The sequence below is a fragment of the Spirochaetota bacterium genome, assembly GCA_038043445.1.
Classification (GTDB): domain Bacteria; phylum Spirochaetota; class Brachyspiria; order Brachyspirales; family JACRPF01; genus JBBTBY01.
In genome coordinates this window covers 1-20,186 of sequence record JBBTBY010000147.1, presented here as the reverse complement: position 1 = coordinate 20,186, position 20,186 = coordinate 1, and the positions used below count along the sequence as shown (strand labels likewise).

19 protein-coding genes and 1 tRNA gene are annotated in these 20,186 nt (G+C 56.0%); 10 read left to right on the top strand and 10 right to left on the bottom strand.

Features of this window, described 5'->3' with window-relative positions:
* Nucleotides 1-50 precede the first annotated feature (50 nt).
* Nucleotides 51-662, bottom strand: coding sequence for a hypothetical protein (locus tag AABZ39_18955; protein MEK6796860.1), 612 nt, complete (start codon nt 660-662; stop codon nt 51-53).
* A gap of 148 nt (nt 663-810) precedes the next feature.
* Between AABZ39_18955 and AABZ39_18950 the strand changes: the two genes are divergently transcribed.
* The 3 genes from AABZ39_18950 (at nt 811) to AABZ39_18940 (ending at nt 3,503) form a co-directional block, all read left to right on the top strand.
* Complete coding sequence (locus AABZ39_18950) at nt 811-1,140, top strand: hypothetical protein (protein MEK6796859.1); 330 nt, start codon at nt 811-813, stop codon at nt 1,138-1,140.
* 13 nt (nt 1,141-1,153) lie between these two features.
* Nucleotides 1,154-2,296: a DUF3108 domain-containing protein gene (locus tag AABZ39_18945; protein MEK6796858.1), complete on the top strand. Its 1,143-nt coding sequence runs from the start codon at nt 1,154-1,156 to the stop codon at nt 2,294-2,296.
* A 127-nt stretch (nt 2,297-2,423) separates the two neighbouring features.
* Nucleotides 2,424-3,503: a sugar kinase gene (locus AABZ39_18940; GenBank protein ID MEK6796857.1), complete on the top strand. Its 1,080-nt coding sequence runs from the start codon at nt 2,424-2,426 to the stop codon at nt 3,501-3,503.
* Between the two features lie 33 nt (nt 3,504-3,536).
* Here AABZ39_18940 and AABZ39_18935 read toward each other — a convergent pair whose 3' ends face one another.
* Genes AABZ39_18935 through AABZ39_18915 form a run of 5 tightly spaced genes read right to left on the bottom strand, consistent with a single transcriptional unit; the run spans nt 3,537 to nt 8,548 of the window.
* A complete protein-coding gene (locus tag AABZ39_18935; protein ID MEK6796856.1) occupies nt 3,537-4,016 on the bottom strand; it encodes a hydrogenase maturation protease in 480 nt (159 codons plus the stop codon).
* Nucleotides 4,016-5,467 (bottom strand): Ni/Fe hydrogenase subunit alpha, encoded by a 1,452-nt coding sequence (locus AABZ39_18930; GenBank protein MEK6796855.1) that lies wholly within the window; start codon nt 5,465-5,467, stop codon nt 4,016-4,018. The genes AABZ39_18935 and AABZ39_18930 overlap by 1 nt, the downstream gene beginning before the upstream one ends.
* A gap of 23 nt (nt 5,468-5,490) precedes the next feature.
* The gene (locus tag AABZ39_18925) at nt 5,491-6,042 is read right to left on the bottom strand and encodes an NADP oxidoreductase (protein MEK6796854.1); all 552 of its coding nucleotides are present in this window, start codon (nt 6,040-6,042) and stop codon (nt 5,491-5,493) included.
* A gap of 10 nt (nt 6,043-6,052) precedes the next feature.
* Nucleotides 6,053-6,748, bottom strand: a complete 696-nt coding sequence (locus AABZ39_18920; protein MEK6796853.1) for a 2Fe-2S iron-sulfur cluster-binding protein — start codon at nt 6,746-6,748, stop codon at nt 6,053-6,055.
* Nucleotides 6,749-6,757: 9 nt separating this feature from the next.
* The gene (locus AABZ39_18915) at nt 6,758-8,548 is read right to left on the bottom strand and encodes an NAD(P)H-dependent oxidoreductase subunit E (protein ID MEK6796852.1); all 1,791 of its coding nucleotides are present in this window, start codon (nt 8,546-8,548) and stop codon (nt 6,758-6,760) included.
* Between the two features lie 233 nt (nt 8,549-8,781).
* Here AABZ39_18915 and AABZ39_18910 point away from each other — a divergent pair, with 233 nt between their 5' ends.
* Nucleotides 8,782-9,198 carry a hypothetical protein gene (locus AABZ39_18910; protein MEK6796851.1) on the top strand — a complete coding sequence of 139 codons (417 nt, stop codon included), beginning with the start codon at nt 8,782-8,784 and terminating at the stop codon, nt 9,196-9,198.
* 59 nt (nt 9,199-9,257) lie between these two features.
* Nucleotides 9,258-10,187: a hypothetical protein gene (locus tag AABZ39_18905; GenBank protein MEK6796850.1), complete on the top strand. Its 930-nt coding sequence runs from the start codon at nt 9,258-9,260 to the stop codon at nt 10,185-10,187.
* 30 nt (nt 10,188-10,217) lie between these two features.
* Here the strand turns inward: AABZ39_18905 and AABZ39_18900 are convergent, their stop codons facing one another.
* The 4 genes from AABZ39_18900 to AABZ39_18885 all read right to left on the bottom strand — a co-directional run bounded on the left by AABZ39_18900 (nt 10,218) and on the right by AABZ39_18885 (nt 12,987).
* Nucleotides 10,218-11,138, bottom strand: coding sequence for a methyltransferase domain-containing protein (locus tag AABZ39_18900; protein MEK6796849.1), 921 nt, complete (start codon nt 11,136-11,138; stop codon nt 10,218-10,220).
* A gap of 51 nt (nt 11,139-11,189) precedes the next feature.
* Nucleotides 11,190-11,492: a hypothetical protein gene (locus AABZ39_18895; GenBank protein ID MEK6796848.1), complete on the bottom strand. Its 303-nt coding sequence runs from the start codon at nt 11,490-11,492 to the stop codon at nt 11,190-11,192.
* Nucleotides 11,493-11,594: 102 nt separating this feature from the next.
* Nucleotides 11,595-12,773 carry a putative DNA modification/repair radical SAM protein gene (locus AABZ39_18890; protein MEK6796847.1) on the bottom strand — a complete coding sequence of 393 codons (1,179 nt, stop codon included), beginning with the start codon at nt 12,771-12,773 and terminating at the stop codon, nt 11,595-11,597.
* A 141-nt stretch (nt 12,774-12,914) separates the two neighbouring features.
* Nucleotides 12,915-12,987: transfer RNA gene (locus AABZ39_18885), tRNA-Val, on the bottom strand.
* A 163-nt stretch (nt 12,988-13,150) separates the two neighbouring features.
* On the opposite strand from AABZ39_18885, the gene AABZ39_18880 reads away from it, so the two are divergent.
* The 5 genes from AABZ39_18880 to AABZ39_18860 all read left to right on the top strand — a co-directional run.
* Nucleotides 13,151-13,915 carry a DeoR/GlpR family DNA-binding transcription regulator gene (locus AABZ39_18880; protein ID MEK6796846.1) on the top strand — a complete coding sequence of 255 codons (765 nt, stop codon included), beginning with the start codon at nt 13,151-13,153 and terminating at the stop codon, nt 13,913-13,915.
* A gap of 3 nt (nt 13,916-13,918) precedes the next feature.
* Nucleotides 13,919-15,259, top strand: coding sequence for a dihydrolipoamide acetyltransferase family protein (locus AABZ39_18875; protein ID MEK6796845.1), 1,341 nt, complete (start codon nt 13,919-13,921; stop codon nt 15,257-15,259).
* Nucleotides 15,260-15,344: 85 nt separating this feature from the next.
* Nucleotides 15,345-16,688 (top strand): dihydrolipoyl dehydrogenase, encoded by a 1,344-nt coding sequence (gene lpdA, locus AABZ39_18870; GenBank protein MEK6796844.1) that lies wholly within the window; start codon nt 15,345-15,347, stop codon nt 16,686-16,688.
* 100 nt (nt 16,689-16,788) lie between these two features.
* Complete coding sequence (locus tag AABZ39_18865) at nt 16,789-19,245, top strand: thiamine pyrophosphate-dependent enzyme (protein MEK6796843.1); 2,457 nt, start codon at nt 16,789-16,791, stop codon at nt 19,243-19,245.
* A gap of 127 nt (nt 19,246-19,372) precedes the next feature.
* On the top strand, nt 19,373-20,186 hold an 814-nt coding region (locus AABZ39_18860), incomplete at its 3' end, for a PHP domain-containing protein (GenBank protein ID MEK6796842.1).

Below are 20,186 nucleotides of genomic sequence, written 5' to 3'. Positions count from 1 at the left end.
GAACATCGGACCGCGGAATGGGCCGCGGCCGTTATGCTGTTCTCCGGGCGCTACTTTGCGTATGCTTTCAGGAGCGCGCGTTTTTCCATATCGACGGTCACGGTTATCGCACCGACGACCTTCTTCGCGGTCGCATCAAAAAGCGGCAGCGATATCTGCATCGATGAGGTTCTTGAGCTTTCATCGAATTTTATCTTGTCCACGAATATGGCGCCGGCGGTGCAGGACTTTGTGAATTTATCCTCGTCCCCCTGCCAGAAATCCGATGTCTTGCCGGCCTCGGCAACAATGCACCCCTGATAGTCCATGACGAACGCTTCGGCGATGAGCCCTTTCGATCGCTTCATCTGCTCGCGCAGCGTTTCGGCCACCGGGTTCTCGATGAACTGCTTCATGAACGGCGTCACGTCCTTCGCCGCCATCCATTCCTTATCGAGCGCGGTGATCTCCGCCTGCGTGCGTTTCGCGTTCTTCTCGTTCGCGGCCTTTACCGCGGTGATGATGGCAGGGCTGTTTATCCAGGACAGGAGGTCGCTTTGCATGAACGCTTCGACCTCTTTCGATGTTTTTACGTTCGCGAGCGAATAGACCGTCTTCATCTCCACGGCAAAAAGAGAGCCGACGCCGACAGCGAGCAGGGCTATACGGTGGATGATCCTCATGGGAAACTCCTTATATCGTATTCTGTGCCGCAATGGCAGCGATATTATATGGAGTTTATAGACATTAGTCAATTCAACGGCAAGGGGGACACGTTTTGACGAAACCCCCTGTATTGCATATAATCAATGGCAAGGAGATACACCCACCATGGATGAGAAGATAAACACGATAACGATACGCTTCAGCAAGGCGAACGATTACCGTATGATAGCGGCCACCGGCGTATGGGGAGGGCTTAACGCGGCGGGCAATCTCTCCATCGATTTCTACGTAGAAAAGAAAGAGATACCCGAATCGGTAACGCTGCAGGTATCGCCGGGGTCCATCATCGAGGTAGGCCGTTCGGGGGAGAGCACCGTGCGGGAAATGCAGGTCGGGATGGAACTGCGCCCCGACATTGCTTATTCCATCGGAGCCTGGCTCATCGATCAGGCGAAGAAGGCCGGGGTGCAGGAAATAAAGCCGGGGAACAATTGAGCGCATCATTGTGATGAAGCCCTTCCTCGAAGCACTTCTATCCGTTCTTGCGCGGGTAAAGCGGCTTCTTTCCATCGCCGCCGGTTCTGCGGCATTCTACATCATACTTTCGTTCATCCTTCATATTATTGCTTTCCAGGCGGCTAATCGTGCCGTATTCGGTCCCGCGGATACCGGGCTCGATCTGGTGCGCGACAATAATATCATTGTAAATCTTCTCCGCGGGGGTAAACGCACTGCGCCGGCGGCGACGACGGCGAGCAATGAACACGCCGCCCGAATGGAAGAGAAATTTGCCGTCACCGTGGTGAAGGAGATCATCGAAGATACACCCGTCGAGACGAATACCGCTGCAAGCAATGCGATGACCAATCTCGCATCGCTCTCCTCGAACACGCTTGCGATGGGCGATACGAACGGGGCCCTATCGAACACGAACATGATGCCCTTCGAGCTCGGCGAGACCATTATCTACGATGTGGAAGTGTCCATCGCGGAAATGCCCGCCGTCACCGGCACTGTCGGCACGGTAACGATAGAACTGCAGGACTACGCCGCTCTCAACGGCAGACGCGTGTACGTGGCCCGCGCAGAGACGCATTCGCTCGATCTCATATCCGATCTCTATCAGCTGCACGATATCTTCATCACCTGGTTCGACGCCTCCGACATGCGCACCTATCGCATCGAGAAGCGCGTGCATGAAGGGCAGCATATCGATTCGGTGACGAACCTCTATTTTTCCGATCAGGGCTACGGTATATTCTACCATAAATACGCGCCCGCCGGCAATCGATATGTGATAAACGATGCGAACACGTTCGACATCATATCGCTCCTGTATCTCCTTCGCGTCGTCGACAAGACGAAGCCGCTCGATGTGAACTGGGCTGACGATTTCGGGAATCAGCGGAAGCTTAATATCACGTATGAGGAAAAGGGCGTCATCGATGTGGCCATGAAAGGGCGATTCCGCCGTGTCGATACCATCGCAGCACGCGACACGAAGACCGGCATCACCATCTACCTCGCGAAGGATTACGGTTTTTTCCCGGTAAAAGCGGTCATCCCCGCCTTCAAGGTGAGCGGCTATTCGTTCACGCTCAATGCCACGCTCAAGAAATATATACCGGGAAAGAGAGGGAATGTGTTCTGAGAGGGTTGCCCCGAAAAAATCCATATCGCGCACCGATTTGTCCATGATTTTTTCTTTCCCCTCTCTTGAGAAATGGCGGTTTTGCTGTATCATCATCTGCCATACCCGTTCATCAAGGAGATAGACCATGGCACTCACTATCCGTTCCGAAGCACAATACGACGCACTTGCGCTCGGCGCGCTTGTACACCGCCTCGACCCCGGCGTCATTCCGCTCCATCGCGCGTCCTCGTTCGATGTGCATGTGTCCGGCGGCGAATATAATCCGATAAACGCGCTTTCCGAATGCTTTCAATTGAAGACGGCAGTAGCGTCCGCCATGCCGAACTATCCCATCGGTGAACTCGTGAAATGGCGCGTGCGTGCAGCCGGCGTAACCGGCATCTATAAAGAGATGGAACATGATATGGTGCGGGGGCCCAACATCGCCACCGTGTACAGCGACCGCGGGCAGGGCGTACGTCCGCCGGTGGTGTTCTACAACCGCTCGAACGAAGCGGCGGCCCTCCTTAAGCCCGGCGATTTCGACTGGAAAAAGATCTTCGCCGACGGCGTGAAATGGGTGCACTCGGGCGGCATATTCGCCTCGCTCTCGAACACGACATCGCAGGTGATGATAGAGATGATGGACGCCGCGGGCAAAGCGGGCACGATACGCTCGGTCGATCTCAACTATCGCGCGAAGCTCTGGGCGCCGCTCGGCGGGCTCCCGCAATGCCAGAAGGTGATGCGCGAGATAGCGTCGAAGGTCGATGTGCTCATCGGCAATGAAGAGGACCTTCAGACATCGCTCGGCGTGAAAGGACCGGACGTTGCCGGTAAGAAGTCGAAGCTCGATACATCGACATTCTTCAGCATGATAGAAGAAGTGGCAAAGCAGTTCCCCAACATCAAAGCGGTGGCGACGACGCTCCGCGAAGTGCACTCGGCGAACCGTCACAGCTGGAGCGCGGTGCTCTGGTTGAACGGCGAACGCTTCAGTGCTCCTACGGCGGAACTGGACGTGCTTGACCGCATCGGCGGCGGCGACGGTTTCGCGGCAGGGCTCATCTACGGGCTTATCAAGGGCAGAACACCGGAAGAAGCGCTTCGCCTGGGCTGGGCGCACGGCGCCATGCTCACCACATTCCCCGGCGATACGTCGATGGCGACCCTCGATCAGGTGGAATCATTCGCGAAGGGCGGTCTTGCGCGCGTTCAGCGATAAACGCCGCGTGACATGCCTCGAGGCGCGGCGTTCTTAATTCGATAGAACATCATCGAGCGCTGCCGGATCAATAATGATCTTCTTTGCGTGCTCCTCCGCGGCGAGAAGACATCGCTTTGCATCTTCTGTCATCGCGCCGGCGGCTTCCCATGCGCTTCCGCGTATCGTGAGAAGGAATGCCCGCGGCCGTTTGCCATAGAGCTCTTCGCAGAGCGCGAGCACCGACTCCGGCGCCATCGCATGCGTTGAAAAGGTGATATCGTTCGACGGCACGATTTCCCGATAAATGAATTCATCCGCCTGCTCGGCAGCATCGACGAAAATAATGATATCATGTCCCGATACGAGGAGCGCATCCTCGATGTTAAGCTGATAATTCGTGTCGAACGTTATGGTGCTTTGTCCGTTTTCCGCAGCCCACTCGCGCATCGATTCGACGAACGCCGCCCCGAGGCCGTCATCCGCGCGCCCGGGATTCCCGTAACCGTACACGAGAATGCGCGGAGGGGGCATCAGCGCCTTTTTTCCGCGATGACGCCGCCGTTCTTGTCGAGCACGGCCATTTCGAGCGGCATTTTCCCGTAGGCATGCGTTGCGCAGCTTAAGCACGGATCGTAGGCGCGTATCGCCACTTCGATGGCGTTCATCATGCCCTCGGTTATTTCTTTCGCTTTTGTCATAAGCGCTTTCGCCACATGCGCTACCGCGCGATTCATCGGTTCATTGTTGTGCGTTGTCGATACGATGAGGTTCGCCATTTCTATCTGATCGTTCCTGTTCACGCGGTAATGATGAAAGAGCGTGCCGCGAGGCGCTTCAATGAGGCCGACGCCTTCCTCCTGCCGCTTACCCGTAACGACAAGGTCATTGCCCTGGAGTTCCGGGTCGTTGAGGAGATCGCGTATCATCTCGGCCGCATGCAGATTCTCGATGAGCCGCGCCCAATGCGTGTGCATGCAGCTGTTGTTCGGTTTTCCGCTGGTGTTCTTCTTGTATTCCTCGAACGCTTTCTGCGCGAGCGGCGTGGGGATGAACGACGCCGTGTTGAGCCGCGCAAGCGGACCCACGCGATACCATCCCTTTTCCTTCCCGAGCGACTTCAGGAACGGGAATTTCATATAGCTCCACGACTTTACCTCTTCGCGTATGTGGTCGAGGTATTCCTGATAATCCGCATTGTTGAGCAGCACCTTCCCTTCGGGGTCAATCGCGCGCATGACGCCGTGATAGAGATCGAGCGCACCGTCCTTGCGGACGAGGGAAAGATGATTGGACGGGAATGCCGAGAAATTATCGATGAAGTCCTTATGCTTGGTGTAATAATCCTTGAAGAACGCGAGCGCACCCTCGGCCCAGGTGACCATATGATCGGCGTTCATCGGCGCTTTCGCCTTGAGGAAGGAGTCGCGTTCTGCAATGCTCAGGTTCTTATTCACGCCGCCGGGTATGGCGCCCGTGCCGTGTATCTTTTTTCCGGCGGTGGCGAGTATTATCTCCTGGCCGAATTTCCTCATGAGCACGGCCTGCGTAGCGAGCTCCTTGTTCGCCATGGCCACACCGATGACATTGCGCTTGAGCGGATCGGAATCGTAGCCGAAGAGCAGGTCCGGCGATGCGAGATGGAAAAAGTGCAGCGTATGCGATTGGAACATCTGTCCATAATGCATGAGCCGGCGCATCTTTTCCGCGGTGCGGGTAAGCCCGTCACCGGTACCCGCGCCTACGACCACGTCCATGGCTTTCGCTGCGGCGAGATGATGGCTTACCGGACAGATACCGCATAGACGCTGTACGAGTACCGGCGCTTCCCAGTACGGGCGACCCTGTACGAAGCGCTCAAAGCCGCGGAACTCGACGATATGCAATCGGCTCTGCTCTACCTCACCCGCATCGTTGAGGTGAATGGTTACCTTGCCGTGTCCCTCGACGCGGGTTACCGGCTCGATGACGATCTTCTTTGACATGTCGGTCGCTCCTCGTTCCTCGATCAATCGAACTTGAACACTTCGTACGGCAGCGTAAGCGGTTTACCGGTGACAAGCGCGACGAGCGCTTCCCAGATGAGGTCGGCGCGCGGCGGGCAGCCGGGCAGACTGTAATCGATCTTCACTATCTCATGACATGGCCGCACGCGGTTGAGTATTTTCGGGATCTCCGGGTCGTTGGGGACGATGCCCTTTTCGTTGCAGTCTGCGACCGTGGGCCCATTGCGATACGCCTCATCGATGCATTCGGAAAGCGGTACCCAGTTGCGCATGGAGGGGAGCCCGCCCATGATCGCGCATTCGCCGACGGCTACTAAGGTTTTGCAGTGCTTGCGGAATTCGATGAGATTGTGCACGTTCTCATCGTTGCAGCAGCCGCCTTCGATGAGACCGATATCGCATTCCTTCGTGAACGTCTTGATGTCGTCGATGGGCGACTTGTGGAATTCGACAAGATCGATGAGCGGCAGAATGCGTTCGTCGATGTCGAGAAGCGACATATGACATCCGAAACAGCCGGCCAGTGATGCGGTCGCGACGATCTTTTTTCCCATGAGCTTTCCCCTACGCCTCGATTTCGCTGCCGATCGGTCTTTTATCGTACTGCCGTTTGCCGATAGGGATATCGAACCCCTTGCCCTTATGGAGAATGGCTCCGACGGGGCAGATATCCATCGCTTTCTGTGCGAGTTTTTCGTCGATGCCTTTGGACGTTTCCGGGTCGATATTGATGACGAGCCTGTCGCCGCGTTTGCCGAACGCGAATATCGCCTTGCCGTCGGCATTGTGAATGCCGCGTATGCACCGTTTGCACAATATGCAGCGGTTATGGTCCTTGAGTATCCTCGGGTGCCATGCCTCCACCTCTCGCTTTGGGTAGAGAAAATCGAAATTCGGTACGGTCATACGGTAGCGATACGCGAGGGCTTGAAGTTCGCATGAACCGCTTTTCTCACATGAGGGACAGAGATGATTGCCCTCCGCGAACAATATCTCAACGATGGAGCGGCGGAACTCCTCGCTTTCCTTCGTATCGTTAACGACATCCATGCCGTCGGCGACCTTCGTCGTACATGCAGTGGCCGGTTTCCCATTGATGGATACCGTACAGATGCGGCATGACCCTTTCGGGGGGATACCCCTGTAATTACAGAGCGTGGGGATGAACACGCCGTTCTCACGCGCCGCCTCAACGAGCTGCGTGCCTTCTTCAGCGAGACACACTTTCCCATCGATCGTGAATTTTACGAACGTAGACATGATGAGCTCCTATGGCGCCGTCACTGCTTTTTCGTAGTCCGTCGTTTCCTTCGCAAGATCGAAACCGGGGACGAAGCGTTCGTCGCTTTCTTTTATGCGCGACCCGTACAGCGGCCGGAAATTCCTGAGCGTCGTGATTATCGGGTTGAGCGCCGTCTGTCCGAGGCCGCAGCGGTTCTTTTTCATCACCGCCGCCCATGCGGTGAACGTTTCAAGATCGGCCGCTGTGCCTGCACCTTCTATGATGCGCACGAGGAGCCGTTTCGCCATGCCGGTGAGCACACGGCAGGGAACGCACGAACCGCATGATTCCTCGCGGAAGAATTCCGAAAAATTAAGAACAACATCCCTGAGAAGGTCGCGTTTCTTGCCGATGATGATAAGCGAACCGCCGGTAGCAAGGTCTTCGTACGCGAGGACGCGGTTGAATTCGTTCGGCGCAATGCATGACCCGGACGGCCCTCCGATCTGTACTGCCTGAACGTCCGTTGCGCCGACCATGGAAAGAACATCGTTGACGGAAAACCCCCAGGCGATCTCGTATATGCCGGGCTTTTCACAGTCGCCGGAAACGCTTATGACCTTTGTCCCCTTTGATTCGGCTGTCCCGATGTTATTGTACCAGTCCGCCCCATGGATAAGCACTTTGACGATCGAACAGAGCGTCTCCACATTATTGACGACGGTCGGCTTATCCAGATATCCTTTTTCGACGGGGAACGGCGGGCGGTCGCGCGGCTCACCGCGTTTGCCTTCCGCGGATTCTATGAGCGCGGATTCCTCACCGCACACATAGGCCCCCGCGCCGAACTGGATGCGAATATCGAAATTGAAGCCGGATTTCCCCGCGATGAACGATCCGAGAAGATTTTCCGTTCGCATCTCCTCGAGCGTGCGTTCGAGGTACGCGCGCAGATAGCGGTACTCATTGCGAAGGTACAATATACCCATCGTGGCGCCGACCGCATAGCCGGCGACCGCCATGCCCTCGAACACCAGTTTCGGCATTTCGGTCAGTATGACACGGTCCTTGAACGTCCCCGGCTCGCCCTCGTCGGCATTGCAGAAGATATATTTCGTATCGCCCGCAGCCTTGCGCGCCACTTCCCATTTCATGCCGGTGGGAAAGCCCGCACCGCCGCGTCCGCGCACGCTCGATGCCTTGACCAGGTTGATGACCTCCGATGAACCCATGGCGACGATCTTTTTTATCGCCTCGCCGGGAGTATGTTCGGAAAAGACGATATCGCCCTTCTTCCGGATGTTATTGTGAACGAGCGAACGTATGCGAGTATCCGCATTGCGCCCGTCGCCGTACACGCTGCCCTTGAGGTCGGCGATCGGTTTTCCGTTGAACATCCCGGTCACAAGCTCACGCACGCGCGCTGCGGTGAGGCGGGGAAAGATCTCGTCATTGATGATGGCCGCAGGTTCCTGATCGCTCATGCCGATGCAGGCGGTCTCGAAAAGACCGATGACGCCGTCCTTTGACACGCTCCCGAATCGGCAGTCAGCCGCCTCCTCGAATGCGCGGTGTACTTCCTCGCGGCCGTTGAGCCCTGACACCACGCCGTTGTTGAGGTAGACCGTGTATTTTCCTCGCGGCTCTTTCGAGAAGAAATGATAGAACGAGACCGTCTGCTCGATGTTCACCCGGGGGACACTGAGAACGCGCGATATCTCGTCGATCGTACTCTCGGATAGATAGCCGAGCTCGGATTGTATATCGATGAGCATGTCCATGAGACGGGTCTCATCGCCGTTGTATCGTTTGAGGATGGAAGAGATCGCAGTGCTCATGGAACAACCTCGCCTATGGTTCGTCGCGTTGAGCACAGCGATTAGTAGAGGAATATATAACATACCCTATCACATTTATGGAGGATGTCAACGGGGGGGACGATTTTCTTACTGATATCGACATGGTAACGGCACGTGGCGCACACCGTCCGTATTCCTGATCCTGCACGCGTTGTTTGACAGCCGCGGAGAATATTGTACAATAGGGGCACATACGGTTCCTGAGGTGATCTATGCGTGCGATAGTAAGCATTGTTCTTCTGCTCGCTGCCGTTGCGGCTCTATCGTTCGGGGAAACGGCGAAAGGCGAACGGGCCGAGATATCGGTCAAGCCGATCCTGTTCTGGTCGGCGATCGGCGCAGCAGGTATCGGCGCCGGGCTCAATGTATGGGCATTCCTCGACAATGGCGCCGTAGGCTCTGCAAAAAGCACGTATGAGAATGCGATCGATGATCACGACGTGCTTTTCACGAAATATATCGATCTTGCCAACGGCGCGAACGCAAAATATGTCTTCGCCGGTGTATGCTATTTCATCGCCGCCGGGCTTTTTATGCAGTGGATGTTGACGCCGGATATGCCGCTCGTGACCGTCGTTCCTTCCTTCGGGTCCGACACGGTCGCTATGAACATCATAGCAAGGTATTAATGCAGCGGGCCGTCGTATTCTTTTTTATTGCTTCAGTACCGTTCATTTCCGTTTCCTGCGTGAGCGACGTGATTGGCAGAACGAACCCGTATGATCCGGACAGCCCCTGCTTCGTTGCGGGTACCAACTGGTTCCGATCGGCTTTTTCCCCGTTCACCGCGCGCACAACACATTCCGCGCTTTCATATGGCGGCGCGATATGGGTCATTGCAGGTCTCGTGACCAATACCGCGTATTCGAGCGAGATATGGCGATCGAGTGACGGGGCGACATGGGTGCTCGCCGCTGCCAATGGCGGTTTCCCCGGGCGTATCGCACATACATCGGCGGTTTTCAATAATAAGATGTGGATCGTCAGCGGGGATGTGTCAGGGACGGCGACCAATGATGCCTGGTATTCTGCGGATGGAACGGCATGGACATCCGCGACCGCAGCAGCGGCATTTCCGAAACGAACGTATGCCGCACTTGTCGTGTTCAAGAACAGCATGTGGCTCATCGCCGGCAGTGCGGGTGCCATTACCAACGATGTCTGGTCGTCGCGGGACGGCGTATCGTGGACGCTCGCGACCGGAGCAGCTGCCTTTCCCGTGCGCTATCAGCATGCCTGTGTCGTCCATAGCGGCAAGATCTGGCTAATTGGAGGGGATGCATCGCCGCTGACGAACGATGTCTGGTCCACGAGCGATGGGACGAACTGGACGCGTGCGACCGCGAGCGCGGCCTTCTCCCCGCGTCTCTTGCATCGTTCCATTTCGCATGGCGGCAGGATGTGGGTCATCGGGGGGACGACGAATGCAACGGCCGGCAGCGCCTATACGAACGATGTGTGGTCATCTACCGACGGGATACAATGGAACAGAGCGACCGCAGGGGCAGGATTTTCCGGCCGGAACGCCCATGCGCTTGTCGAACATAATGAAAAGATGTTCGTGATCGCAGGCAGCACGAACGCAGTGTCAACGAACGACGTGTGGTGGGCGTACTGACCGTATTCCGACGGCGTACCCGAAGCAAGTTCAAACGAGGATGCCGTTCTCCGTACTCATATCCTGTACGGATAGCTCTCTTTCCCCAGACAGCACGCTCGTTCTCCACCCGACGATAACGCCGTTCTTTTCAGTGTTCGATACGATGGTGACTGAAAGCGATGCATGCGGCGGCATGACTATCGGCATCAGCAGCGGGAGGAATATCTGGTCCCAATGCGTGTCATCGGCGAAGGGGCTCGTCGAGAGGATGATATCCTCCGCGAGCGTGCATTCCCAGAAAAGACAGAAACCGTATACCGTGACACCCGTGGGTACGCGCCAGCGTATGCTCCCGCGGCGTATGCTTTTCGAGTGCCGTGAAAAATCGACCTCATCCCATTGGCGTACGCTCTTTTCGCCGTCCAGGAGCGATGCGGGGGCGATCTTCCGCACGTACATGTTGTTGAGCGAAATCGTCCTCGCCGCGGACATATCGATCTCGTAGCCGACCGTATCCCATACGTTCACGCCGTGGTACACGCGCTCATCGATGACCGGTGCGGCGAAATTGCGTATCGATGACGGAATGATGTGTGCGTTCGGTTTGAGGAAACGCTTCGCGTCGGCCACCGTTTCGATGATGTTCTCTTCGTAGGCGAAATTACCGAGCGTCTCGGTGATGAGCACATCCGCGCGTATCTTCGCTTTCACGCGCGAGGAGTGGGAATGATGGAATGAAAAGTCATCGAAACCGTTCTCGCGCGCCATACGCTTGGCAAGCGACATGACAGCGCCCTCTTCAATGAGGTGGCATTTCGCCCCGCGGCGCGCTGCGAGCATGCTGAGAAAACCGGTACCGCTGCCGGCATCGATGACGACGGACCCGCGGTGAACCGTGCGCTCTATCGCCTCTGCGAAAGCACTGTTGCGTACGGTATCACCGAGCAGTTTCCGCTGCAGTTCTATCATTCCGGCACTATAGCACTTTCCACACTAAAATGCCAGACTGGGATAGTTATATCAATAGCCGCCTGTGTTGCCGGTGTTCCCCGTATTCCCGCCGGAATTCGTGCCGGGATTTGACGGTGGAACTACCGGATTTACCGGGGGTGTCGGCTGCGGAGCGGGCGCCGGCGGAGGGGGCGTTACCGGGGGCACATATGCCGGCTTTACGGGTGCAGGACGGCGTATTGCTTTCTTCCGTTTGACGACATTTTTGACCGCTTTCCTGACCTTTTTCGTTTTCTTTTTCCGAGAAGGGGCTTTGCGCGCCTTTTTTCTGATCACTTTTTTGGCTTTCTTCTTAGACTTCTTCTTCGGCATGATACACTCCCCATAGCTAAGATACAGCGAGTGTATCACGGAAAACATCCATCGTCAAGTGCATTTTTACTGCTGCCCGTTAAATCGATCACGCTGGATATTTCATGCGAAGAGCGTACGCTGTACGGTGTCCGCACGCGGAAGCCTGCTTTTACCGTCGATGAGTATGAACGGCAGCGCGTTCTTGAGCACCACCCCCATGCGTTTCAACATCGCTACATCCGTAATGCGGCATTCGTGCCGGGCGGTCACGATGCGACGCGCGGATATCTGACCGATACCGGGGACTCGCAGGAGCTCATCATAGGATACGCGGTTTATCTCTATGGGGAAAAGCTCGGGATGCGCTTCAGCCCATGCCCGCTTGGGGTCCTTATCGAGGGGGAGATTCCCGTCGGGACCGAAGGGGAGATCTTTCACATCGAAATCGTAGAAACGCAGAAGCCAATCGGCCTGATAGAGCCTGTTCTCGCGAGTGAGGGGTATTTCGCTGTTCCCGGCGAACGGCGTTCCCGATTGCGGGATGAACGCGGAGAAGTACGCACGGCGGAGGTTCTTTTTCCGGTAGAGATATCCTACTGTTCTCATGATGTCCCTGTCCCCCTCGCCGGCCGCCCCCACGATAAGCTGCGTGGTATAGCCCGCGTTCGGGCGATTCCCGTTCTGTATATTGCGGTTAATGGCCTCAAGGCGCGATATTATCTCGCCGTGAAAATCCTTTTCCGGTGCGATGACCTTGAGGTAATCGGCGTTGGGCGCCTCGAGATTGAGCGATACACGCGTGGCGATCTTCATCGCTGACTCGACATGGGCGTCTGAAACACCGGGGAGTATCTTGAGATGGATATAACCGGTGAAGCGGTACCGTGTGCGTACAATGGTGCAGACATCGAGCATTTCTGTCATAGCGTGATCGACCGAGCAGTGCACCGCCGAGCTCAGAAAAAGCCCCTCGACAAAGTTGCCGGAATACAGGTCGATGAAAATGCGCGCAAGCTCATCCTTTCCGAATTTAGCACGTCGCACACCGCTGTCTTTCCTGTTGGGACAGTAGAGGCAGTTCTTCTCGCAGTAATTTGAAAGGAGCACCTTGAAGAGCGAGACGCATCGCCCGTCCGGTGTGTAGGAGTGGCAGATGCCGCCGGTGGCAAGATTGCCGATGCGGTCGACGGGTGAATTTTGTCTGAATATATCGATGTTCCCGCTGATACGACAGGACGATGATGCACAGATATCGTATTTGGCGGATTCGCCGAGTATGCGAAGTTTTTCGAGGTCCATGGAGCGCGCTCCTTCGGACCACCAATCCCGAAATTATGTTAATTCAAAAGATGAAGTATGTCAAGACGAAAATCGCCTATGTGGCTATGGTTTGCACAAATCGCCCTCCATGGCTCGTGCAAACCTCGCCCTCCGTGGCTATGGGCAATGAAGGACTCGAACCTCCGACACCCTGCACGTCAAGCAGGTACTCTCCCAGCTGAGCTAATTGCCCGAAAGATCATCAAACGCCGATGGAATATAGCACATCACCAAAAATTTGTCAAACGATACGGTGTTCAATGGATGTATCATGTTGAATTTGACATTTTATCGGAATCGATTATATTATATATCGAAACCGATAAGAAAGATAAAAGAAATCAAAAAGAAACGGTATGCAAAGCAGTAAAGAACGCGAAAAAGCGATACTAAAGCTCCTTTCCGAAGACTCTACGATCTCTGTAACCACGCTCAGCGCCAAACTCGGTGTATCGGTTGTAACGGTACGAAGCGACCTGAATGCGCTTGCAGAACAGGGGCTTATCGTCCGTTCGCACGGCGGCGCATCGGTCTCTTTCCATCCGGACATCATCGCCCGGCAGGGAAGCATGACGGCGCAGAAGAACGCCGTTGCAACGCTCGCCGCATCACTGGTAAAGGACGGCGATACCATTATGATAGAGGCCGGTACGACGACGGCGCTCATCGCAGGACATCTCCTCGGCAAACGGGATGTGCACATCGTGACGAATTCCACGCTTATCATCCCCGCAGCGCGGTCGAATCCATCGCTCCATATCACGGTCATCGGCGGCGAATTCCGCCCGTCGACAGAGTCGCTCGTCGGACCCATCGCGCTTCGCGATCTTGATCAGTTCCATGTGTCGCACTTTTTCATCGGCACGGACGGTTTCTCGCCGGAGACGGGACTGACCACGCATCTTGTTGAAAGCGCCGAGGTGGCAAAACGGATGGCAAGCCAGGCGGATAAGACCGTGCTCGTTGCTGACGCTGCGAAGTACGGGAAGGCGGGATTCGTGAAAGTGCTTCCGCTGTCCGAGGTCGATATACTTATTACCGACAATGCGCTCCCGGAGGCGATACGCAATTCGCTATCCGGGAGCGGACTTGAAATAATGATCGCGAACGTGAAGGAGTAATGAATGGCCACCGAAGTACTCATGCCGAAACAAGGCAACACCGTCGAATCGTGTCTCATCGTCGAATGGAAGAAGAAGGAAGGCGATGCTGTCGCCGAGAAAGAAGTGATATGTGTCGTTGAGACGGACAAGGCGACGTTCGAGATAGAATCGCCGGCAGCGGGGACAATGCTCAAACAGTTCTTCGCCACGGGCGATGATGTGCCGGTGCAGACTATTATCGCGGCGATAGGCAAGGCGGGCGAGGATGTGAGCGCTATGACGCCGAATGGCGGTGCATCGGATGTGAAAGCAGAGAGCGCTCCGGCACCGAAGATAGAAAGTACACCGGCCCCTTCTCCGGCAAAAGTAGAGACGCCGTCTTCGGCACCGGCGGGCGATGTCGGTGTTTCGCCGCGCGCGCGGAATCTTGCCGACGCAAAAGGCATTGCTGCAGGAACGCTCGGCGGCACGGGTCCCGGCGGACGGATAATTGAACGTGATGTGAAAGCCGCATTGAGTGGAGTGCCGACCCCGGCGGCGGTAGCCGCAGCGAAGGCAAGCGGCATGGGATATCCGCTTACGGGAAGCGGCATAGGCGGACGTGTACGCGCAGGCGATCTTACCGGCAGACGCGTACAGGGAAATATATCATCGCTTCCATTCCCCGGTGCATTCACCGACACTCCGGTCAAAGGCATACGCAAGCTCATATCCGAACGCATGCTCACATCGATGACAACGACGGCGCAGTGCACGCTCTCTTCGAGCGCGGACGCATCGGTCATGCTCTCGATCCGCGAACGGCTCAAAAAACTCCCGAAGGACGATCCGCTCTCATCGGTCACGATAAACGACTTCGTCCTTTTCGCGGTCGCGCGGACGCTCACCTCGTTCAGGATGATGAACGCGCATTTCAGCGGCACATCGATACGGGAATTCGAAGCGGTGCATCTTGCCTTTGCGGTCGATACGCCGCGCGGCCTCATGGTGCCGGTGATAAAGAACGCGCATGCCCGTTCACTCATCGATATTTCTGCGGAGGCAAAGCGGCTCGGGAAAGCATGTCAGGACGGGAGCGCAAAGCCCGACGAACTTTCCGGGAGCACGTTCACGATAACGAATCTCGGCGCGCTCGGTATAGAGAGCTTCACACCGGTGCTCAATATCCCTGAGGTTGCGATACTCGGCGTATGCAGTACGGTCATCCGCCCGATGATGAAGGACGGAGCGTTGACGGCGGTGCCGTATATGGGGTTGTCGATAACGTTCAATCATCAGGCTGTTGACGGCGCACCCACGGCGCGCTTCCTTAAGGCGGTGGCGGATACGTTGGCGAGTTTTGATATTTTAATGCTGGGGTAACACACTCACCCCCTCCCCTGCCCCTCCCCGACTCTCACAGGGAAGTGAGGGAGGGGGTGGGGTGTAGAAGAAAAAAGGAGATGCAATGACACATGACATCATCATCATCGGCGCGGGGCCTGGCGGGTATATCGCGGCGGAACGGGCAGGCGCACAGGAAAAGAAAGTGCTTCTCATCGAGAAGTCAGCGCTCGGTGGCGTGTGTCTGAACGAAGGGTGCATTCCGACGAAAACACTGCTTAATTCTGCAAAGCTCTATGCGCACGGGATGCATGCTGCGCAATTCGGCGTGTCATTCGATAATCCACGCTTCGATCTTACGGCGGCAATGGCGCATAAAAAGACTGTGATGGATAAACTGCGCGCGGGCATCGCCTATCTCATGAAGAAATATGCGGTCGAAGTAGTCACCGGCTCGGCGTCATTCGTCGATAAGAATACCGTCGCTGTCGACGGTAAGGATTATTCAGCGCCGAACATCATCATCGCGAGCGGATCGGAAGCCTTCGTCCCGCCGATACCGGGTGTGAAGGATAATCCGCGTGTGATGACGAATCGCGAGATACTCTCGATCGCGGAAATGCCCAAATCGCTTGTCGTTGTCGGCGGCGGTGTGATCGGTGTTGAGTTCGCCACGTTCTTCAGCACCTTCGGCGTTAAGGTCGACATCGTTGAGATGCTCCCGGAGATAGTCCCGTTCATGGATACGGAGATAGCGCCGCTGCTCAGAAAAGAGCTTAAACATGTGAGCTTTCATCTCAGCGCTAAGGTCGAGAACGTATCGGGCGGTACTGTCGAATTCACGAAGGACGGGAAGAAAGAAAGCATTACCGCAGATATCATCCTTATGGCTGTCGGTCGAAGACCGAACGTTGCCGGTCTCGGGCTTGAGAAGATCGGCGTCGATTTTGACGGTAAAGGCATCAAAGTGAACGAGAAGATGCAGACGAATGTGCCGGGCATCTACGCCATCGGCGATGCCACCGGCAAATGGCTTCTTGCGCACACCGCTTCCCGCATGGGCGAGGTCGCCGTCAATGTCATTGCGGGAAAGAACGACCGCATGCGCTACAACGCGGTGCCGTGGGCTCTCTACGGTATGCCCGAAGCAGCCGGCTGCGGGATGACGGAGGATGAAGCGAAAAAGAACAATGTGCCGTACATGAAGTCATCGATGCAGCTTCGTGTGAACGGGCGTTTCCTCGCCGAGAACGGGAGCGCGGGCGGTATATGCAAAGTCATTGCGCACAAAGAGAGTGGCGTCATACTCGGTGTTCATATGCTCGGCGGCGCGTGTTCGGAGATGATATTCGGCGTTGCCGCCATGATCGAATCGGAGATACGCATCAATGAACTTAAGGAGATAATTTTTCCGCATCCGTCAGTAAGCGAGATTATTCGAGATGTCGCATTTGAAATGAAAATATAACACACACCTCTGCCTCGGCACCCCTTCCCCTCTCTCACTTCCCTGTGAGAGAGGGGAAGGGGCGGGGGATGGGGTGAGTGAGTAAAATAGGAGAATAACCATGCCGCAATCACTCATCATCGACCCGAAAGTCGTCCGCGCAAGCGCAACACTCAGCTTCAAGGACATACCGGTCAATCAGTACAAGCCGGATATTAAAAAAGAATCGGCGAAATACGGGAACGACCGCCTCGCTGCGATGTTCTATCACATGTGCATCATACGCGAATTCGAGACCATGCTCGATACGATAAAGAAGACCGGTACCTACAAAGGCATCGAATATAATCATGCCGGGCCCGCGCATTTATCGATAGGGCAGGAGGCATCGTCCGTCGGGCAGTCAGTGCATCTCAGTGTCGATGATTTCATTTTCGGCTCGCATCGCAGCCACGGAGAGATACTTGCCAAGTGCCTTTCAGCGGCGATACAGCTTGATGATGCATCGCTCATGAAGATCATGAAGGGATTCCTCGGCGGCGCAGCGCTTGCCGTCGTTGAGAAAGGTCATTCCGGCAGCGTCCGCGAGCTTGCGGAGAATTTCATCGTCTACGGCACGCTTGCGGAAGTGTTCGCGCGTGCGACGGGTTTTAACAAAGGCCTTGGCGGGTCGATGCATGCGTTCTTCCCGCCGTTCGGCTCCATGCCCAATAACGCCATCGTCGGCGGTTCGGGCGATATATCGGTCGGCGCGGCATTGTTCAAACGCGTGAACGGGAAGAAGGGCATTGTCATCGGCAATATCGGCGATGCATCGATGGGCTGCGGCCCCGTGTGGGAAGGTATGATGTTCGCCGCGATGGACCAGTACGCTACGCTCTGGGATAAAAAGGTCGGCGGTCATCCGCCGATCATGATCAACTTCTTCAATAACTTCTACGGCATGGGCGGCCAGACCATGGGTGAGACGATGGGGTATCAATTTCTCGCGCGCGTGGGCGCCGGTGTCAATCCGAAGAACATGCACTCCGAGCGCGTTGACGGATACAATCCGCTTGCGGTCGCCGACGCTGTCGAGCGCAAGAAAAAGATACTCCTTGAAGGCGACGGCCCCGTGCTCATGGATACGGTCACCTACCGCATCTCGGGACATTCACCGTCGGATGCATCGAGCTACCGTTCGAAAGAAGAGATCAATCTCTGGGAAGAAGGCGACTGCATCAAGGAATTCGAGCGCTATCTCGTCGGCGGGAAAGCATTATCACAGGATGATGCGAACGCGATAAAGCACAAGGCTGCGGAGAAGATACTTGCTGCGACGAAGCGTGCGGTATCGCTCGAGCTCTCGCCGCGTGTGGACGGGAACTACATCGAAACGGTGATGTTCTCGAATCGCACTGTCGAAAAATTCGATGATAGAAAACCCGATGTGCTCATGGCGAAGGATGATAATCCGCGCGTGAGATCGCTTAAGACGAAGGCGCGTTTCGGGCTCGACGCGAACGGCAAGCCGCTCCCGAAGACGAAGATCTATGCGCTCCGCGACGGTCTCTTTGAAGCGATGATACACCGCTTCTACGAAGATCCTACCATGGTGGCGTACGGTGAGGAGAATCGCGACTGGGGCGGGGCATTCGCCGTCTACCGCGGGCTCACCGAAGCGATACCGTATCATCGTCTTTTTAATTCGCCTATCTCCGAAGGCGCTATCGTCGGCACCGGCGTTGGCTATGCGCTTTCCGGCGGGCGCGCTGTCGTCGAGCTCATGTACTGCGACTTCATGGGCCGCGCGGGCGATGAGATATTCAATCAAGTGTCGAAGTGGCAGTCGATGTCCGCGGGTATACTCTCCATGCCGCTCGTTGTGCGTGTCTCCGTCGGCGCGAAATACGGCGCCCAGCACTCACAGGACTGGACATCGATGTGCACGCATATACCGGGACTGAAGGTGTTCTATCCGGTCACACCGTATGACGCGAAAGGCATGCTTAATCTCGCGCTCCGCGGCACCGACCCGGTGATATTCTTCGAAAGCCAGAAGATATACGACATCGGTGAGATGTTCGAGAAGGGCGGCGTGCCCGAGGGCTATTACGAAGTGCCGCTCGGAGAACCGGCGTTGCGGCGAATTGGCAATGATATTACGATCATGACGCTCGGACCTACGCTCTACAAAGCGATAGAGACCGCCGATGATCTGGAGGCAAAATACGGCATGAGCGCGGAGGTCATCGATCTTCGTTTTGCCAATCCGCTCAACTATGAACCGCTCATCGCTTCCGTAAAAAAGACAGGGCGCGTTATCCTTGTCACCGATGCCTGCGAACGGTCATCGTTCATGAGCGAAGTGTCGGCCAATCTCTCGCAGATGTGCTTTGACGCACTGGACGCACCCGTAGCAATAGTTGGCTCAAGAAACTGGATAACACCCGCCGCGGAAATGGAAACGGTGTATTTCCCGCAGAAGGAATGGATACTCGACACGATACATGAGCGCATCGTACCTCTTGCGAACCATACGGTAACGACAGTGCGTACGGTGGGTGAGATGGTGAGAAGGAACAGGATGGGGGTGTAAGCGTGCGTGAAGATGAAAAGACCTCATCCCCCGGCCCCTTCTCCATGCGAATACATGGAGAAGGGGAGTGTCTTCACTCCCCTCTCTACGTGCGTACTCGCGCGTGGAGAGGGGCGGGGGTGAGGTCTTGAACACCATCGATCAACTCAACAGCCCATCACGCTCCACGCGCCTCGCTGCGGGAAAGAATGTCGGCGCGGCGATACTGCGCGGCGAGATCAAGAACGTGCAGACAGACGAAGTGAACAATCACGTGCATACGACATATTCATTCAGCCCGTATCATCCTTCGATGGCTGCGTACAAGGCGTACGAGGCGGGCCTGAAAGCGGTCGGCATCATGGACCACGACAGTGTTTCCGGCGCAGAGGAGATGCTCGCCGCGGCGAAGTCCATCGGCATTGCATCGACGGTCGGATTCGAAGTGCGCGTGAATTTCACCGGCACCGCTGTCGAAGGGCGTAAGATCAACAACCCCGATTCGAAGAACATCGTATACATCGCGATACACGGTATACCGAAAAAGCGTATTCCCGAGGCGGTGCGGTTCTTGAAACCGATGAACGACGCGCGCAATAAACGCAATCGCGCGATGACGCATGCGCTCAACAAGCTCCTCCCCGGATACGGACTTCCCGCGCTTGATTTCGATCGTGATGTGGCGGCGATATCGCAGGCGAAGAACGGCGGAGCGATAACCGAACGGCATCTCATGTGTGCGCTCGCGAATGCGATGGTAATGCATTCAGGAAAAGGCGATGCGCTCGTGCGATTCGTTATCGAGAAGCTTGGCCTGGCGCTTCCGGAAAAGATCGCGGCGCACTTGAGTGATGCATCGAATATCCATTATGTGTACGATCTCATCGGCGTATTGAAAAGTTCATTCCTCGACAACGTGTTCATCCAGCCCAACGATGAGGAGTGCATACCGGTACGGACCG

Bases quoted from the DNA above. Each gene is read 5' to 3' on its own strand.
- AABZ39_18955 (MEK6796860.1), bottom strand. From the start codon at position 662: ATGAGGATCATCCACCGTATAGCCCTGCTCGCTGTCGGCGTCGGCTCT.
- AABZ39_18950 (MEK6796859.1), top strand. From the start codon at position 811: ATGGATGAGAAGATAAACACGATAACGATACGCTTCAGCAAGGCGAAC.
- AABZ39_18945 (MEK6796858.1), top strand. From the start codon at position 1,154: ATGAAGCCCTTCCTCGAAGCACTTCTATCCGTTCTTGCGCGGGTAAAG.
- AABZ39_18940 (MEK6796857.1), top strand. From the start codon at position 2,424: ATGGCACTCACTATCCGTTCCGAAGCACAATACGACGCACTTGCGCTC.
- AABZ39_18935 (MEK6796856.1), bottom strand. From the start codon at position 4,016: ATGCCCCCTCCGCGCATTCTCGTGTACGGTTACGGGAATCCCGGGCGC.
- AABZ39_18930 (MEK6796855.1), bottom strand. From the start codon at position 5,467: ATGTCAAAGAAGATCGTCATCGAGCCGGTAACCCGCGTCGAGGGACAC.
- AABZ39_18925 (MEK6796854.1), bottom strand. From the start codon at position 6,042: ATGGGAAAAAAGATCGTCGCGACCGCATCACTGGCCGGCTGTTTCGGA.
- AABZ39_18920 (MEK6796853.1), bottom strand. From the start codon at position 6,748: ATGTCTACGTTCGTAAAATTCACGATCGATGGGAAAGTGTGTCTCGCT.
- AABZ39_18915 (MEK6796852.1), bottom strand. From the start codon at position 8,548: ATGAGCACTGCGATCTCTTCCATCCTCAAACGATACAACGGCGATGAG.
- AABZ39_18910 (MEK6796851.1), top strand. From the start codon at position 8,782: ATGCGTGCGATAGTAAGCATTGTTCTTCTGCTCGCTGCCGTTGCGGCT.
- AABZ39_18900 (MEK6796849.1), bottom strand. From the start codon at position 11,138: ATGATAGAACTGCAGCGGAAACTGCTCGGTGATACCGTACGCAACAGT.
- AABZ39_18895 (MEK6796848.1), bottom strand. From the start codon at position 11,492: ATGCCGAAGAAGAAGTCTAAGAAGAAAGCCAAAAAAGTGATCAGAAAA.
- AABZ39_18890 (MEK6796847.1), bottom strand. From the start codon at position 12,773: ATGGACCTCGAAAAACTTCGCATACTCGGCGAATCCGCCAAATACGAT.
- AABZ39_18880 (MEK6796846.1), top strand. From the start codon at position 13,151: ATGCAAAGCAGTAAAGAACGCGAAAAAGCGATACTAAAGCTCCTTTCC.
- AABZ39_18875 (MEK6796845.1), top strand. From the start codon at position 13,919: ATGGCCACCGAAGTACTCATGCCGAAACAAGGCAACACCGTCGAATCG.
- lpdA (MEK6796844.1), top strand. From the start codon at position 15,345: ATGACACATGACATCATCATCATCGGCGCGGGGCCTGGCGGGTATATC.
- AABZ39_18865 (MEK6796843.1), top strand. From the start codon at position 16,789: ATGCCGCAATCACTCATCATCGACCCGAAAGTCGTCCGCGCAAGCGCA.